Raw genomic sequence first — 16,356 nt, forward strand, 5'->3', positions numbered from 1 at the left:
ATCTCCTAATTACTTGGATTATCGAGCATTATTCACTATCAAAAAGTCATAATGACCCAGTTGAAATATGTCGAAATGACTCTAAAATATAATAATTACACGTTATCACTGGTTACTTTTAGCTCACATCGTTCTGTGAGGAGTCACCTACCGTCATTTGGAGCCCTACCGCATCATGCAAGATATCTCTGTCTCGACTTTAATCGATATGACCATCGGCCTAGCAACAGGCCACAATGAGCACGATCGTTTCAACAAGCTGCTTGATGCTATTCGCAAAGCCATTCAATGTGACAGTGTGGCGCTGCTTTCTTTGCAAGGAGATACCTTAGTCCCCTTAGCCATTCAGGGCTTAACGCGTGATACGCTGGGTCGTCGCTTTAAGGTCGATGAACATCCTCGCTTTGACGCAATCTGTGCCTCAAAAGCCGCTGTGCGTTTCGACGCAGACTGCGAACTGCCCGATCCGTTCGATAACTTACTGCTTGATTACGATGGCGATTTGCCAATGCATGCTTGTATGGGCCTGCCCCTACTCTATGCTGACAAGCTACTTGGTATTCTGACTCTGGACAGCCTAACGCCCAATGTCTTTGACCAAATCCCTACTCGCAGTTTAGACGCTCTATCGGCGATTGTGGCATCAACTCTCAAAGTTGCTATGACCGTTAGTCAGTTAGAACAACAAGCTAAGCAGACTCAACAACGTTTCGAAGAACTCAATGAGGATGCATGGGAGCGTGAAGGGGGCGAGATCATCGGTGCCAGCGAAAAAATGACGACGCTGAAGTCCGATATCGATGTCGTGGCGCCATCCAACTTCAATATTCTGATCAATGGCGAAACTGGTGTAGGTAAAGAGCTTGTCGCTCGAAGCCTTCATCACCTATCCAATCGCCGTAAGCAGCCTCTTGTATATGTCAACTGCGCAGCCATTCCTGAAAACTTGGTAGAAAGTGAACTATTTGGTCACGTTAAAGGGGCGTTTACGGGAGCTGATAAGTCACGGCTCGGTAAATTTGCATTAGCAGACGGCGGCACTCTATTTCTTGATGAAATTGGTGAACTGCCTCTGACAGCACAAAGTAAAATTCTTCGTGCATTGCAAAACAACGAGATTCAACCCGTTGGTCAAGATAAAGTGGAGACAATTGATGTTCGTGTTTTGGCCGCGACCAATCGTGATTTGAAAGAAGAAGTCAGTGAAGGTCGTTTTCGCTCAGACCTTTATCATCGCCTTAGCGTATATCCGATCAGCGTCCCACCACTTCGCCAACGCGAAGGCGATATTGTTCTGCTGGCAGGTTACTTCCTCGAACAAGCACGACGTAAGCTTGGGATCGTCCAAATCAAGCTGGGCAAAGAGGCTCAACTCCTCTTATCGCGCTATAACTGGCCGGGCAATGTTCGTGAGTTAGAACATGTGATTAACCGAGCGGCGCTGAAAGCAAGAGCGAGAGGCAACAACGGCAAACTGATCACAGTCTCCATTGATGACATCGGTGAGCTCCATTCTCTGCCTGTTGAAGAGTCGCCAAGCAGCGTCGTTGCAACTAAACATACAGAATTCATCGATTGGACAAAAGGACTTCGTGAGTCAACAGAAGAGTACCAGCGACACATCATCACACTCGCCTTGACCGATGCCGACTTTAACTGGGCAAAGGCAGCAAGACAGCTTAAAACTGACCGAGCGAATCTGACACGGTTAGCAAAACGATTAGGTATCACAGTTACGAAGCAGCATAAGATAAGTACTAATTGACGAACAACTTGGTTACAATGCAAACACTAGTTAGTCACGATATAAAAAGTGGGTGAGACAACCCACGCTAAAGTCACCCTATTTGTTGTATTGTAAAGGAATGTTATGAAGTTTATCCGTTGGTTTTTAGGCCGCGTAATTCTATTGCTTAACTTTGTCTTTTCACCAAAAGGCGTAAAACGCTCGGCAGAGAGTCAGCAAGCCGTCAATGACAAAGCCCAGTCTATGGCTCTGTACCAGTTCGAAGCTTGCCCATTTTGCGTAAAAGTTCGTCGTGCTATGAAGCGCCAATCAGTCAATATTGAGCTGCGCGATGCCAAAACAAATCAGGCACACCGTTCTGAACTCGAAGCTGGCGGTGGCAAAATCAAAGTGCCATGCCTAAGAATCGAGAAAGAAGGCAAGGTCGAATGGATGTATGAATCCTCTGATATTGTTGCTTATTTAGAGCAGGAATTTGCCTAAAACTAACTAAAGGAAAATGCCATGAATGTAGTGACTCTGGAGATCAGCAAAATCAAAGCCATTGTCTTTGATTTAGATAACACCTTAGTCACCTCAAACTTGGACTTTCATTGGTTAAGAACACAAGTCGGCTGTCCAAAAGAAGTCGACTTGCTCACCTTCATTGACGAATTGGATTGCTCTCAATCAGCTATTCGGGCAAAACAGTTGGTACTGCAACATGAATTGGATGATGCCGATCACTCCTCTCCGATGCCCGGCTGTCACGACTTGCTTGACTTCATCACACATCATAACCTTCACACCGCTATTATTACTCGCAACTGCCAACAAGCCTCACAACGAAAAATCGAGCATAACCAACTCAATATTTCGCGTGTAATCAGTCGTGAACATTTCCCGCCTAAACCAGCACCAGATGCGCTTCTTGCACTCGCAAAAGAATGGCAATTGGGTCCGCAACAAATTCTCTACGTAGGTGACTATGTCTATGACCTACAGGCAGCAAGCAACGCGTGTATGCCGTCTTGTCTCGTGACTCATGGTAAACCAAGTACATTTACTCAACACGCCTCATTGACTGTAAATCATCTCAGCGACCTATTGGACTTGTTCTCAACTTTTTATCAACAAAAAACTGAAACTATTTCATGACTTACCAAAAAGTAACCAATGGTTAAAAGTTGATCTGTGTGCAACAATAAAGTTCTAAACCTAAGATCTGCGAACTGGAAAATGTCAAAGAATAAAGTTTTAGTGCTCTATGCCCACCCCTCTCAACGACGCTCCGAAGTTAACCAACCACTGTTTAAAGCCTGTCAGGCAGTCGAAGGGGTCACTGCGGTTGATCTGTATTACGAATACCCGACCTACAACATCAACATTGATCGTGAGCAGCAACGCTTACTCGACCACGATGTAATCGTATTTCAGTTCCCGCTTTACTGGTATTCAACACCTTCAATTTTAAAAGAGTGGCAAGACTTGGTATTGGAGTACGGCTTTGCGTATGGCCACGATGGCACTGCATTACACGGTAAAAAGTTTCTTTGTGCTCTCACTGCGGGTGGTCAAGAAGAAGCGTACCAAACAGAAGGATACAACCACTTCACCATACGTGAATTACTCCAACCTCTTGAACAAATGGCGACGCTGACAGGTATGGAATACCTTGCTCCATTTGCTCTGTTTGGTGCTCGTACCGCGAAAGAAGATGGTCGTATCAAAACACATGTTGAGGCTTGGCAAGCACTGTTATCGGCATTGGTTGAAGATAGAGTCGATTACAACAAAGCTTCAAAAGTCGAAAAGCTCTGCCACTGTTTGGATGAAATCATTGTAGGAGGTTTACAATGACCGGTTATTTCCTACAAGCATTTATCTATCTTATTGCCGCTGTCATCGCTGTTCCTATTGCAAAGCGACTTGGGCTCGGTTCTGTACTCGGTTATTTAATTGCAGGCGTCGTCATTGGACCAATCATAGGTTTAGTTGGAGAAGAAACAACGACCATTCAGCATTTTGCTGAATTTGGTGTTGTGATGATGCTGTTTTTGGTCGGCCTTGAGTTAGAACCAAAGATGCTCTGGTCAATGAGAAATCGCTTGCTTGGCTTAGGAGGATTACAAGTCGGTGGGACTACAGCGGTCATCATGGGTGTCGCTTTACTATTTGACCAACCATGGACCATTGCCCTTGCGATTGGTTTGATCTTCGCACTTTCTTCAACAGCGATTGTATTACAGACCTTTAATGAAAAGGGTCTAAACAAAACAGAGGGGGGACAAAATGCCTTCTCGGTATTGCTGTTTCAAGACATCGCCGTCATTCCTATGCTGGCGTTTATCCCACTATTGGCACTCCCCGAGTTGGTGGAACAAGCTCAGGCGGCAGTCAGCAGTGCAGCCGATCACCACGATGAACTCAGTTTAGTCGCAGGTCTACCGGGTTGGGCGTATGCCTTGGTGATTATCGGCTCTGTTATTGGCCTGGTCGTTGGAGGACATTATTTAAGTCGTCCACTGTTTCGTTTCGTCGCTAGTTCAGGGCTTCGTGAAATTTTTACCGCTACGGCGTTAATGTTAGTTGTCGGTATCGCGGCGCTGATGAGCTTGGTTGGTCTGTCCCCTGCACTCGGGACTTTCCTTGCAGGCGTGGTTCTGGCAAACAGTGAATTTCGCCACGAGCTTGAGTCCAACATCGATCCGTTTAAGGGCTTGTTATTAGGCCTATTCTTCATCACCGTCGGTGCTGGTATCAATTTTGGTATCCTGTTCGACGACTTTGCACTTATCATCGGTTTAACACTGGGCGTAATGTTACTCAAAGCAACTATTCTTTACGTGTTAGCACTGATATTCCGTATTAAAAACAGCAACAAGTGGCTGTTTACACTCAGCTTAGCCCAAGCGGGCGAATTCGGTTTCGTCTTGCTCAGTTTTACGGTGCAGAATCATGTCATTCCACAAGATATTGCTCAAACTCTGTCACTGGTGGTCGCCCTGTCGATGTTCCTGACTCCGGGTTTATTTATCCTGTTTGATAAAGTCATCTTGCCAAGGTTTGAACTTGAATCGAATGACCGCGAAGCTGATCAAATTGAAGAAAAGGGCACAGTCATCATTGCGGGCATCGGCCGCTTTGGACAAATTGTAAATCGATTACTTGTCGCTAATGGGGTTAAAACTGTGGTGCTTGATCATCAGGCTGCCCAGGTAGATGTCGTGCGACGAATCGACACCAAAGCTTACTTTGGTGATGCCACTCGGCCCGATTTACTTCACACCGCTGGTATTGAAGAAGCTTCCATGCTGGTTATAGCCATTGATAACCCAGAGACCAGCGTTGAACTGACCAAGTACGTCAAACACACGTATCCAAAGGTCAAAGTGTTGGTCCGTGCCTTCGACCGAGGCCATGGCTACCTATTACGTCAGGCTGGCGCTGACATTATCGAGTCAGAAACTTACCATTCTGCGCTTGAACTTGGAGCACAGGCCTTGAAATCTCTGGGATACCACCCATTTCATGTAGAGCAACAACGAACTGCGTATCGCCGAATTGAAGACAAGAAATCTGACATGCTTTATCAGGCTTGGGAAGATGACTCTGAAGGCGAACGATTTGATAATAACTACCGAAAACTCTTTATGCACCTCGAAGAGCAAATAAAGCTGGCGATGAATACCGATCGCTCAGACAAACATGAGGGTGGTGAGCGAGGCTGGACACCGCCACCCAAAGGTTATGCTGAAGAGTTCAAGGAAGAATAAGTTGAGACCGGGGCACTGCCTCGGTTTTTCTTTTACAGAATGATTGAATGATATGACTGCTACAAACATTGAAAACTCCCCATCTCTGGGTCAACAGCTGTTCAAAATGACATGGCCAATGCTATTTGGTGTCCTGTCTTTGATGAGCTTTCAGTTGGTCGACAGTGCTTTCATAGGCCAGCTTGGCGTACTGCCACTTGCAGCACAAGGTTTTACCTTGCCTATTCAGATGATCATCATCGGCATTCAAGTCGGATTAGGTATCGCAACAACCGCCGTAATCGCCAAGGCTATTGGGGCTAACAACACACGCTTTGCCCACCAGCTTGGCGGGTTAGTGATTGCCATAGGGACAATTGGTGTTGCGGTTATCTCTGTGTTTATTTACCTCATTCGAGTCCCGATCCTGCAGCTACTCAGTGCACCCGAAACTCTCTTTCCTGTAATTGATAGCTACTGGATTTACTGGCTGGTCAGTGCTTGGACAGGCGCTCTACTCTACTTCTTGTACAGTGTTTGCCGAGCCAATGGTAATACTATGCTGCCAGGCACAATGATGATGGTCACCAGTGTACTTAACCTGATCCTAGATCCAATTTTCATTTTTACTCTCGATCTCGGGCTAAACGGCGCTGCCATCGCGACCATTATCGCCTTTGGCATCGGTATCCTAATCGTTGCACCTAAGGTCACACGCAAACATTGGATGAGCTTTGACTGGCATGATCTCAACATCACTCAAAGTGTTAAGTCGATTGGTAATATCATGGGACCAGCGATGATCAGTCAGTTGCTACCACCTTTGTCTTCGATGTTAGCAACCAAGTTACTCGCAGGGTTTGGTACTGCTGCAGTCGCCGCTTGGGCATTGGGATCAAGGTTCGAGTTTTTTGCTATCGTCTCTGTGCTTGCTCTTACGATGTCTATGCCCCCAATGGTTGGTCGATTATTAGGGGCGAAAAACATCACTGATATACGTCGACTAGTGGTTATTGCCAGCCAATTTGTGATTGGATTTCAACTACTGATTGCCGCCTTTACATGGCTGTCTGCAGATTGGCTAGCTTCATTGATGACCAGCGAATCTCAAGTCACTGAGATTTTAATCTGGCATTTATTGATTGTCCCTGTCAGCCTCGGACCACTAGGCATCTGCATGCTAATGGTATCCATTGCCAATGCATTAGGTAAATCCTACACCGCCTTAACCATTTCAGCGTTGCGTTTATTTGCGTTCTTTTTGCCTTGCCTTTGGCTAGGTGCACATCTTGGCGGAATAGAGGGGCTATTTTGGGGCTCTATGGTTGGTAACCTATTAGCTGGTATCTGTGCATGGCTAATGTATCAAAAAGCATTGAGGCAGATTGAAGCCAATCTTGAGCGATAAAACTGATTGCCTTTCCTAACTATGCTGGTTAATCTGGTTTTTCATCACTAAGGAATATCTCTGATGCAAATTTCGTTTACTTACCTTTGGCTCCTTCTCATTGCCTGTAGCCGGTAGGTAAACCTGTGCCTGGCTACGAGAACACGTAGCCAGCCTAATTCTTCTCGTAGCCCAACTCTCAATAAAGGATACGAGATTAATGACCGAAAACACCCAGACAATTCGACCTCCTGCTTTTCGCGCCACTCAAGTTGGCCTGTTGCTGGCTCTAGCGGGTTGTCTGCTCTTCTCCATAAAACCTGTACTGATCAAGATCGCCTACCAATACGGTGGTGACGCAACTTCTATCATGGCACTGCGTGCATTCAGCTCTCTGCCGCTTTATCTGGCCATGTTGGTGTATTTGTGTCGCATACCAGACAATCGTACCAAGGCCAAGCAACATGGTCTTAAAGCCGTGGCTATCGGTATCATGGGCTACTACATCGCCAGCTATCTGGATATCGCCTCATTGGAGTTCATCTCTGCTCAATTAGAGCGACTACTGATTTTCTTGTTCCCCACTTTTGTCGTGCTCATTAGTTGGGCTCTGTATCGGCAGGTCCCAAGCCGTCGGGTCATTGTGACCACATTGCTTGGCTATATTGGTATCTCTTTGATCTTTGTCCATGACTTTAACACCCTTGGCAGCTCTGTTTTATTCGGCAGCGGTCTCGCCATCATGTCGGCCTTAGTGTTCGCCTTTTATCTTGTGTGGAGTAAGCCGCTCATCTCAAGAATGGGTAGCTCTCTGTTCACGAGCATTGGCATGGGCAGTGCCGGAGTCGCAATCATCATTCACCTGCTATTAAGTCAGGCAGAAATCTACAGTTGGAGCTCAGAGCTAATTACCATCGGCGTTACATTAGGTATTTTTTGTACGGTTGTTCCTTCCTATTTGATTGCGGCCGCGATGGCGCGCTTAACACCGACTCAATTGAGCCTAACCAGTAATATTGGCCCTGCGATCACTGCGATATCTGCAGTACTCGTATTAGGGGAAGCATTTACTGTTTGGCATGCCATGGGAATGACTTTGGTCGTATTTTCGGTTTACCTACTCAATAAACCCAAAACCGACTAGTCCGTCGTAGCTAGTGATACGACACCGCATAATAAAACAGGCTGTTTCTTCAGTTTTTTTGATGAAGTACAACAAGATAGATAGATGACGTACTACAAAGAACATCGTATGATTCAGCCTACTACATTCCTTAACACAACAATTATGGCTTCAAGACCCCACCATCCTATTCAGGGCGCGAGCTGGATGCTCACGGCTGGTTTAGCCTTTGCTTTGGTTAACAGCCTCGCTCAGGTCGCTAGTATTAATTTCGGCTTGTCTTCCACTACTGTCGCATTGATCCAATATGCGATTGCGTTGGTTGTCATTCTTCCCTACTTAAAAACATTGGGTATCAGACACTCTCTGCGTACTGAACATCTCGGAATGCACATTTTCCGGGTCTTTCTATCGGTTATCGGTATTCAATTGTGGCTCTGGGCGCTCGCTTACCCGGTACCAATTTGGCAGGGGATCGCACTGCTGATGACCTCACCACTCTTTGCAACGGTAGGCTCAGGGCTAATTCTTAAAGAGAACGTAGGTATAGCACGTTGGGGAGCAACGCTATCCGGTTTCATTGGGGCAATGATCATCCTTGAACCTTGGGCTGATGGCTTTAACTGGGCCGCTTTACTCCCAGTGGGCGCTGCATTTTTCTGGGCTTGTTATTCGCTTATGGTTAAAAAGCTATCGTCTGATGACTCTCCATCGACGATGGTGGTCTACCTACTGATCCTCATCACACCATTTAATATCTTGCTAGCAATTCCAGATTGGCAGACGCCAACTGGCGGTACGATCTGGCTGGTGCTATTTGCCGCTGGAGCACTGACAGCTTTGGCACAGTGGGCTATTGTAAAAGCGTATTCAGTCGCCGATGCTTCGTTTGTTCAGCCATTTGACCACGCGAAATTACCATTAAATGTACTGGCAGGTTGGATTGTATTTAGTTGGGTACCACCAGGCAGACTGTGGCTAGGGGCTGCTATCATCATTGCATCTGTCGCTTTTATTACTCAATGGGAATCAAAAAAATCCCGCGAATTGAAATAAATATCAGCGCGCGCCGTTCTATTAGTTAAAGGCATTTAAGGGAGAGAGCTCTATGACAGATCCAATCAAAGTAACACTATATCGCTGGGCCGGCAGTTGGGGACCGTTCAGTGTAAAAATTCCATGTGGCGAATGCACCCTGACCAAAGACATTCTCAAAGATACATTTGAGAATGAATTGGCCGATGTTCCCGTTGAATTGGAAGTGAAAGATTGGCTCTCTCATTGGTGGGAACCCTTGAAGGTTGGAGCGTGGCATGCTCCTATTCTTATGGTCGAAGGCAAAGTGGTCAGCCAAGGTGAAGCCTTGAACCGAGGTGTGTTGGTACAGTCTATTATTCAAGAGTGGACTAAACGCGATACGTTGAAAGGAAACATTGTCTACGGAAAAGCGACCTGTCCTTACTGCGTGAAAGCCAAGAAATTACTTGATGACGCTGGGATTGATTACCAATATCACGATGTCGTTAAAGATAGCGCGGCTCTGTATCGCATGATCCCAGAAGTGAAAGCCATTATCGGCGAAAAAACACCGGTAACCGTTCCCCAGATCTGGCTTGATGGTCATTACATCGGCGGCGCCGACAATCTGCAAGCTTGGCTGGCAGAAAAAGGCTTAAGCAATGTGCCCGATAATGTGGTTACCATGGACAACAACCAAAGCTCCGTTGGTTAAAAAGAAACAAAGCCCCTAAAATGGGGCTTTGTTTTTATAGAAAACGTAAACTCGACTATTTCGCGCGTTTTGGTTGTTGGTACGTTTTACCTGCGATCTGATAGGTATCTTTGCGCTTTACATCAAACATCACTTCAAAGAACCAAGCTACAAATCGAATCACGTCATCGCCTTCGTTCATCACATGCTCAACGTATTCTTGCTCTTCACCTTGATCGTTTTCTTGCATCGTCACATGGTAAATGCGTTGTTCACCGTCAACTTCTGCCAAAGCAAACTGACCAGTTAGAGACTGCGCTGCCTCAGCAACTTCTTCATTTTCATGTTGTTTCAACACTTCAAGTGCTTGCGGTAAGTTCTCTTTTGCACAAAGCGCAGTGACTAACTCTTCGAATTGTTTGTGTTCCATCGTCGACCTCTCAGATCGTCAGTTCAATCATTGAGGCGCATTGTAGCAGGGGTTTTACTCCTTTCAAGCAAACTCTTGGCGTGTCACTGGCCGAACCCGACTCGAGTAAAGCACCATTGCCATTAAGCTTGCAGATATCAAATAAAACGCACCTAATGCCATTTGGCTTTGTATCCAATTCTCCACTAAATAACCTCCAAACACCCCTGCAAGACACATCTGGATTGATCCTGTTAGAGCAGATACAGAACCAGCCTGCCGTTTATGTGGCGCAAGCAACATGCTAATTGAGAGAGGGAAAGACAACCCCTGCGCAATCGTCATCCAAGTAAAAGCCCAGATTATATTGAACAGCGTCAAGCCAGTCACCGCCAACCAAGCTCCAGCAGCCATCATGATGAAGATAGCGAGAGCCATGAGTTGTTGTGTACTCAAATAGCGATTAAGGACATTCAATGCCAGTGTACCAATCAGTAGCCCTGCGGACGGTATCACCATGACTGAGCCATATTCGGCAGCCGTTAAACCCAATTCATGCTGTAACATGAAAGGCATTACAGACAAGGAAACCATACAAGCAAGGTAAATAATCCAGTTGTAGCTCGCGCTACTCAATACTTGTTTGTTGGTGATCAATTCTCCATAGTTTTTAACCACTTCACCTACCTTGAATGATGTTCGACCGTAGTTCATGGTCTCAGGTAAGATGAAGTAACCCAGTGTAAAAATTGCGGCTAGGTAGACCAGAACAAAAATAAACACGGCTTCCCAACCCAGATAAAATGCCACCCAGCCACCGAAGACGGGCGCAATCACAGGCATGATCGAAGCCGTGACAGAAACGTAAGATAAGGCTTTGGTCAGCTCTGCACCGTCATAGCAGTCACGAAGCACACTTCTGCCTAATACAGACGCGCTGCCCGCTCCGAGGCCCTGTAGAAGACGCCCCAACACCAAAATCCACAAGTTATGAGAAAACAGCAAACAAATCACGGTTCCGATCAAGTATATCCCCTGCCCAAGTAGAAACACCGGACGACGTCCGATAGCATCCGATAATGGGCCGTAAAACAACTGCGAAGCACCAAATCCAACTAAAAACAGCGTCACAAGAAGTTGGACATCAGCTTGGTTAACCTGAAGCGTTTCACTGATCATCGGTAATGATGGCAGATAGATACTCACACCTACCTGACCCGTCGCAATTATCATCATCGCCAGCAGAATCGGCGTTTTTTTCATAGCGTCACCTCGTTTATTCTTTATGCAATAAAGTTTAAATTCGACGCTAACGAATGATAATATCCTCAATTGGAAACTAATTAGTTCCCAAAAAGAATTAATGGGAGGAAATCATGGACTGGATACAAAGTGTTCAAAGCTACATTCGTGTGGTAGACGAAGGCAGCTTCAACGGTGCAGCGAGAAAAATGAATACCACCAGCTCAGCGATCAGCAAGCGTGTCCATTGGCTGGAAGAAAGGATTGGGGTTCAACTTCTCAAGCGCACTACCCGAACCGTGACTCAAACCGAAGCTGGCGCGCTGTTCTATGAGCGAGCTAAGGTCCAACTTGATGGCTGGCAATCCATTGTCGATGAAACTCGTTCAGTAAACCAGACACCAGCGGGACTTTTAAAAATTGGTGCCACCATTGCAGTCGGATCCAAATTTCTAGTTCAATATCTCGATGATTTTCTACAAATGTATCCAGACATTCGCATCCAATTGATCACTACTACCCCTGGCCAACTGCCTGAACTTAGCCTTGATCTGTTTATCAGCCGTGAGATAGAACAGCTTAATTCACTCAGTTTTAAAGCCTCAGCACTGTTCGAGCACAAAGCGGGCTTCTACGCTTCGCCTGAATATTTGGATAAATACGGTGAACCACAATCGGTTGATGAGTTGACTGAACACAACACGCTAATATGGGGAGAACGGCCACATCGTGAAATAACACTGACGAATGGAAAGAAGATCATTTTGTCAGGAAATCTTGCAACTACTAACCCCGAAGCACTTTTTTACGCCGCTAAAAATGCCATGGGGATTTTAATTTCCAACGATGTGATGATAAAAGATGAACTAAAAGCTGGCACCTTAATACGTATCCTACCCCGAATAACTGCTGATGAAGCAACAGTTTACGCGTATTATCCTAAGCTGGACTATCAACATACTAGGACAAAACTGTTTCTCGACTACCTTAAAGAGCGTTTAGCTAAAGAACAAATGGAAGAGCATTAAGCCAAGAAATATCTCCTTCCAATTTGAATTGTTATGAGATCTGTACCATATTTTGATTGAACCAATACCAACAAATAAGTGATTTAAATCACGATAAGGTAGGGTACTCAAATGGCTAGGTTACATGAACAAATTACGTCTATTAGCTTAGATGTGGTTAATCAAACTCTTCAATTAGACGGTGCGCAGCTACTCGATCAGGTCACTTTAGTGCTCCATCAGCATTTTGAGTCTTTTTGCACCTGCGTGATAGAGATTGATAAGTTCAACTCCAATGCTCATATGTTATCTCATGCTAGCGATAGCGCTTTAAAAAAACCATTCTCCTATGCCCTGAGAGGAACTCCCAGCGCACACGTTAGCAAGTCAGATCTCGACTTTGTACTTTACCCCAAGGGTGTAGCAAAAGACTTCCCTGAAGATATCTACATTCGAGAGAATAATATTGAGGCTTATCTTGGTATTCCGCTGAGAACTCGTTCTGGTGATGTGCTTGGCATTTTGCTATCAGCCTTTAGAACCCCAATTGATCAGAGTGAAGAGTTGATTTACTACCACACTCTATTCGCTAATGTCGTAGTGCATAGCTTGAGAGCTAAGTGGCTCTCGGCACGATCAGAGAGTCTCGTCAATCAACTTAGCTATGAAGTATCGCACGACAATCTAACAGGCTTGCTCAATCGAAGCTTTTTATCCGACAAGCTCGAAAGGTTGTCGGAAACCAGTGGAGACTCATTCACTCTAGCCTATGTCGATATTGACAGCTTTAAGTCCATCAATGACTTGTACGGCAACTATATAGGTGACCAAGTTATTAAGTTTGTTGCCAAGGCGATTGAAACCTCGATTCAGGACAGACAGTTAGCCTTTAGAATTGCGGGGGACGAATTTGCCTTTATTACGTACAATAGAGACCCGCTCGAAGTGTGCCGCTTAATATTGCATAAGTTAGAGTCCGGTTATAAAGACCCTGCACACAATATCAAAGTCAATGTCAGCATAGGCATTGCGAGAAAATCAGATAATCGACTCACTGCCGATCAGCTCATCCTCAACGCCAGCTTAGCGCTGAAAGATTGCAAGCAGTCAAGAAACTCTCAAGTGCAATGTTATGACACCCACCTCAGCGCGCAATACTATCGACGTACTATGGTCATTGACGCACTACGCAACGAGCTCTCACCATCGAACCTTAACCCCAGCGAAATATATGTGCTAGCGCAACCTATAGTGCGTCGAAACCAAGAACACTGGGATTATTTTGAAATCCTCGCTAGGTGGGAAAGCAGCGCACTTGGAATGATTTCCCCATTGGAATTCATAGAAGCAGCTGAGCAGTCAGGTTTGATTGTGGAGTTGGGAGAACGTATTGTCGATCTCGCTTGTCAGGCAAAGCAGGAACTTGAGCAAGGCCTTGGTTACAAGGTCAAACTTGGAATCAACTGCTCAGCGCATGAACTCAATGATACTAATCGTTACTTAAAGCACCTCACATCGACCATCCACCGTTATGGCTTCAAACCTAATGAGTTTACGATTGAGCTAACCGAAACCGTCTTACTGTCTCAGACCAATGAAATTCGATTTATTCTGGACCAGTTACGGCTATTAGGCTTTACCGTTGCACTGGATGACTTTGGTACCGGATACTCAAGCCTTAACTACATTCACAGTTACCCCATTGATTGTATTAAGATTGACGCAACTTTCATTCGCAACATGCTGTGTAACGAAACATCGGAACGCGTAGTCTGGTTGATTATTCAGCTTGCTAAACAGCTCAAAGTTGATTTAGTGGCTGAAGGAGTGGAGAGCCAAGAAGCGTTAGAGAAATTGCATGAGATGGATTGTTATCAGATTCAGGGCTACTTCTACTCACGCCCAGAGAAACCTAAAACGATTATTGATATACAGGCTTCACACACCGTTCAGGATGAACCACCAACCGTCGTGAACATGTTCAAATCTTAAAGATGGACGCTCGCTGCGTCCATTTCACTTTTCATTAGAAAGGTAACTCAAGCTGCATGATAACATCGCGCTCGTAGTCATCGTGCCAGCGATAATCTAATCGGAGTCGAGGCTCTCCCGGCTTCTTATCACCGAAGCCTAGACTGAGTTGAAGGCCATGGCTCATTATCCAATTTTCTGTATCAGAGACATTAATCTGATCTTCCAACTCAGACGGTACCCAAACGCCAATGCCAATATAATTAGAGGCTAAACTTTGACTCAGTATAGGACTAGTCTCCGTTTGCAGAACCCAATCAGACCAATAAGAAGAATAATCTGGTGATTGTTCCTCTGATACCCAGTCATCGAACGCATCCAGTTTGTCAGCGGTGTATTGAATACCGTCAAGTAAGGAAAAACACACACCTTGTGAGGAATGAAATAAAACCGAATCAGACTGATAGCCAGAGCTATATAGCTCACATGCACCAATAGTTGAAGAAGCCAGACTTGCTAGCAATATCAATGCATGAGTTTTCATTCACACCCCAAATAATTAGTACAGCATTCGTTAATAATACCCTTTTTCGACCAACATTTGGCAAACTTTAGGCGTAGTAAGTGAATTAATGTCTTTTTTATCACTTATTGCCTTTCTTATGTCCGTACTACGTACCTTCACGGTCTCAGGGCATGCCATCACTGACCAGCGATTAAGTATTTCATCCGCTTTATAAAATTTAGCAAAATTAAAAAGATTATCAGGGCCAATTACGAAAGTTATTTCATATTCTGGATATTGACGCTGCAATTCACTTAAAACCGCAAATGTCGTTACGCTATGGTTTGGCTGATAAAGCGTTTCTTCAACAGTACTCCGCACGACATTGCTCGACTGCAAGTCTTCAATAAATGCATCCACCAGTTCACAACGTGCTTGATAATCAAGCATCTCTTTACCCCAAGCATGAGAAATACTAGGAAGTAGCAGTACCCTATCGAAATGCATAAGCGATTCAATAATGCTCTTATGTCCAAGGCTCGGCGGGTTAAATGCACTGCCAAATACTGCGATTTTGTTCATTTTCTTTCCTGATGATTGTGAAATCACTGTTCACAGTTTTCTAATCTGTTCATTTAGGTATGATATTACCATTATTTTCTATAAATCATTGCTTGCAGGAAGGAAACATAATGGAACAGCTAATTCGCGACGAGATGCGCGTATTGCCATCAATCGACCCTCAGTTTGAGATATCACGTCGTGTCGAATTTATTAAGCGCAAGTTGCAGGAAGCACGATGCAAAGCGTTAGTACTAGGTATCAGTGGAGGTGTCGACTCAACAACCTGTGGTCGTCTAGCACAGCTTGCCGTCAATGAGCTGAATGAAGAAACCGATGGCGGATACCAATTTATCGCAGTTCGTCTACCTTATGGTGAACAAAAAGATGAAGATGAAGCCCAGATAGCGTTGCAGTTCATTCAGCCAACTCACTCTGTGTCCGTCAATATTAAAGCTGGAGTTGATGGCCTGCACGCCGCCTCCCACGAAGCACTCGCTCATACTGAACTTTTGCCTCAACAGGCATCTAAGATCGATTTCGTCAAAGGCAATGTAAAAGCACGTGCTCGCATGGTCGCTCAATATGAAATTGCCGGTTATGTTGGTGGATTAGTACTTGGGACAGATCACTCAGCGGAAAACATCACAGGTTTCTATACCAAATTCGGTGATGGCGCATGTGACCTTGCCCCGTTATTTGGTTTGAGCAAGCGTCAGGTACGTGAAGTTGCAGCAACACTAGGTGCACCAGAGCTTCTTGTAAAGAAAACACCTACCGCTGACCTTGAAGAATTGACTCCACAAAAGGCCGATGAAGATGCTCTCAATCTCACTTATGATCAGATTGATGACTTCTTAGAAGGTAAGCCAGTATCACAGGAAGCGTCAGACAGGTTGGTCGCAATCTACAAAGCCACACAGCATAAACGTCAACCAATTCCGACCATATACGACTAA

General features: G+C 45.2%; 16 protein-coding genes. 12 read left to right on the forward strand and 4 right to left on the reverse strand.

Going from position 1 to position 16,356, the window contains the following annotated elements; all coding sequences use genetic code 11:
• Positions 1–175: 175 nt before the first annotated feature.
• The 9 genes from norR (at position 176) to IX95_RS07960 (ending at position 9,723) form a co-directional block, all read left to right on the forward strand.
• Positions 176–1,765: a nitric oxide reductase transcriptional regulator NorR gene (norR, locus tag IX95_RS07920; RefSeq protein WP_038158461.1), complete on the forward strand. Its 1,590-nt coding sequence runs from the start codon at positions 176–178 to the stop codon at positions 1,763–1,765.
• A gap of 105 nt (positions 1,766–1,870) precedes the next feature.
• Entirely contained in the window at positions 1,871–2,230 is a 360-nt protein-coding gene (locus tag IX95_RS07925; protein ID WP_006960445.1) for a glutaredoxin family protein, read from the forward strand.
• 21 nt (positions 2,231–2,251) lie between these two features.
• Complete coding sequence (locus tag IX95_RS07930; protein ID WP_038158462.1) at positions 2,252–2,884, forward strand: HAD family hydrolase; 633 nt, start codon at positions 2,252–2,254, stop codon at positions 2,882–2,884.
• Between the two features lie 81 nt (positions 2,885–2,965).
• A complete protein-coding gene (locus tag IX95_RS07935; protein WP_038158463.1) occupies positions 2,966–3,586 on the forward strand; it encodes an NAD(P)H-dependent oxidoreductase in 621 nt (206 codons plus the stop codon).
• A complete protein-coding gene (locus tag IX95_RS07940) occupies positions 3,583–5,502 on the forward strand; it encodes a monovalent cation:proton antiporter-2 (CPA2) family protein (RefSeq protein ID WP_019275993.1) in 1,920 nt (639 codons plus the stop codon). Before IX95_RS07935 ends, IX95_RS07940 begins: the two co-directional genes overlap by 4 nt.
• Before the next feature lie 52 nt (positions 5,503–5,554).
• A complete protein-coding gene (locus IX95_RS07945) occupies positions 5,555–6,889 on the forward strand; it encodes an MATE family efflux transporter (protein ID WP_038158464.1) in 1,335 nt (444 codons plus the stop codon).
• Positions 6,890–7,088: 199 nt separating this feature from the next.
• Positions 7,089–8,012, forward strand: coding sequence for a DMT family transporter (locus IX95_RS07950; protein WP_038158465.1), 924 nt, complete (start codon positions 7,089–7,091; stop codon positions 8,010–8,012).
• A gap of 144 nt (positions 8,013–8,156) precedes the next feature.
• Complete coding sequence (locus IX95_RS07955) at positions 8,157–9,047, forward strand: DMT family transporter (RefSeq protein WP_038158528.1); 891 nt, start codon at positions 8,157–8,159, stop codon at positions 9,045–9,047.
• A gap of 52 nt (positions 9,048–9,099) precedes the next feature.
• Positions 9,100–9,723 (forward strand): glutaredoxin domain-containing protein, encoded by a 624-nt coding sequence (locus IX95_RS07960; RefSeq protein WP_038158466.1) that lies wholly within the window; start codon positions 9,100–9,102, stop codon positions 9,721–9,723.
• 55 nt (positions 9,724–9,778) lie between these two features.
• Here IX95_RS07960 and IX95_RS07965 read toward each other — a convergent pair whose 3' ends face one another.
• Both IX95_RS07965 and IX95_RS07970 read right to left on the reverse strand, forming a co-directional pair.
• Positions 9,779–10,132 (reverse strand): hypothetical protein, encoded by a 354-nt coding sequence (locus IX95_RS07965; protein WP_038158467.1) that lies wholly within the window; start codon positions 10,130–10,132, stop codon positions 9,779–9,781.
• Positions 10,133–10,195: 63 nt separating this feature from the next.
• Complete coding sequence (locus tag IX95_RS07970; protein ID WP_038158468.1) at positions 10,196–11,374, reverse strand: multidrug effflux MFS transporter; 1,179 nt, start codon at positions 11,372–11,374, stop codon at positions 10,196–10,198.
• Positions 11,375–11,487: 113 nt separating this feature from the next.
• Here IX95_RS07970 and IX95_RS07975 point away from each other — a divergent pair, with 113 nt between their 5' ends.
• Together IX95_RS07975 and IX95_RS07980 are read left to right on the forward strand one after the other, a co-directional pair.
• The gene (locus IX95_RS07975; protein ID WP_038158470.1) at positions 11,488–12,381 is read left to right on the forward strand and encodes a LysR family transcriptional regulator; all 894 of its coding nucleotides are present in this window, start codon (positions 11,488–11,490) and stop codon (positions 12,379–12,381) included.
• 111 nt (positions 12,382–12,492) lie between these two features.
• A complete protein-coding gene (locus IX95_RS07980; RefSeq protein ID WP_038158471.1) occupies positions 12,493–14,352 on the forward strand; it encodes a putative bifunctional diguanylate cyclase/phosphodiesterase in 1,860 nt (619 codons plus the stop codon).
• 34 nt (positions 14,353–14,386) lie between these two features.
• On the opposite strand, the gene IX95_RS07985 is transcribed toward IX95_RS07980, so the two are convergent.
• Positions 14,387–14,875 carry a hypothetical protein gene (locus IX95_RS07985; RefSeq protein ID WP_019275999.1) on the reverse strand — a complete coding sequence of 163 codons (489 nt, stop codon included), beginning with the start codon at positions 14,873–14,875 and terminating at the stop codon, positions 14,387–14,389.
• A 30-nt stretch (positions 14,876–14,905) separates the two neighbouring features.
• Positions 14,906–15,418: a nicotinate-nicotinamide nucleotide adenylyltransferase gene (locus tag IX95_RS07990; RefSeq protein ID WP_038158473.1), complete on the reverse strand. Its 513-nt coding sequence runs from the start codon at positions 15,416–15,418 to the stop codon at positions 14,906–14,908.
• 110 nt (positions 15,419–15,528) lie between these two features.
• On the opposite strand from IX95_RS07990, the gene nadE reads away from it, so the two are divergent.
• The gene (nadE, locus tag IX95_RS07995) at positions 15,529–16,356 is read left to right on the forward strand and encodes an ammonia-dependent NAD(+) synthetase (protein ID WP_038158475.1); all 828 of its coding nucleotides are present in this window, start codon (positions 15,529–15,531) and stop codon (positions 16,354–16,356) included.

It is taken from the genome of Vibrio sp. B183 (assembly GCF_000740665.1).
GTDB classification, from domain to species: domain Bacteria; phylum Pseudomonadota; class Gammaproteobacteria; order Enterobacterales; family Vibrionaceae; genus Vibrio; species Vibrio coralliilyticus.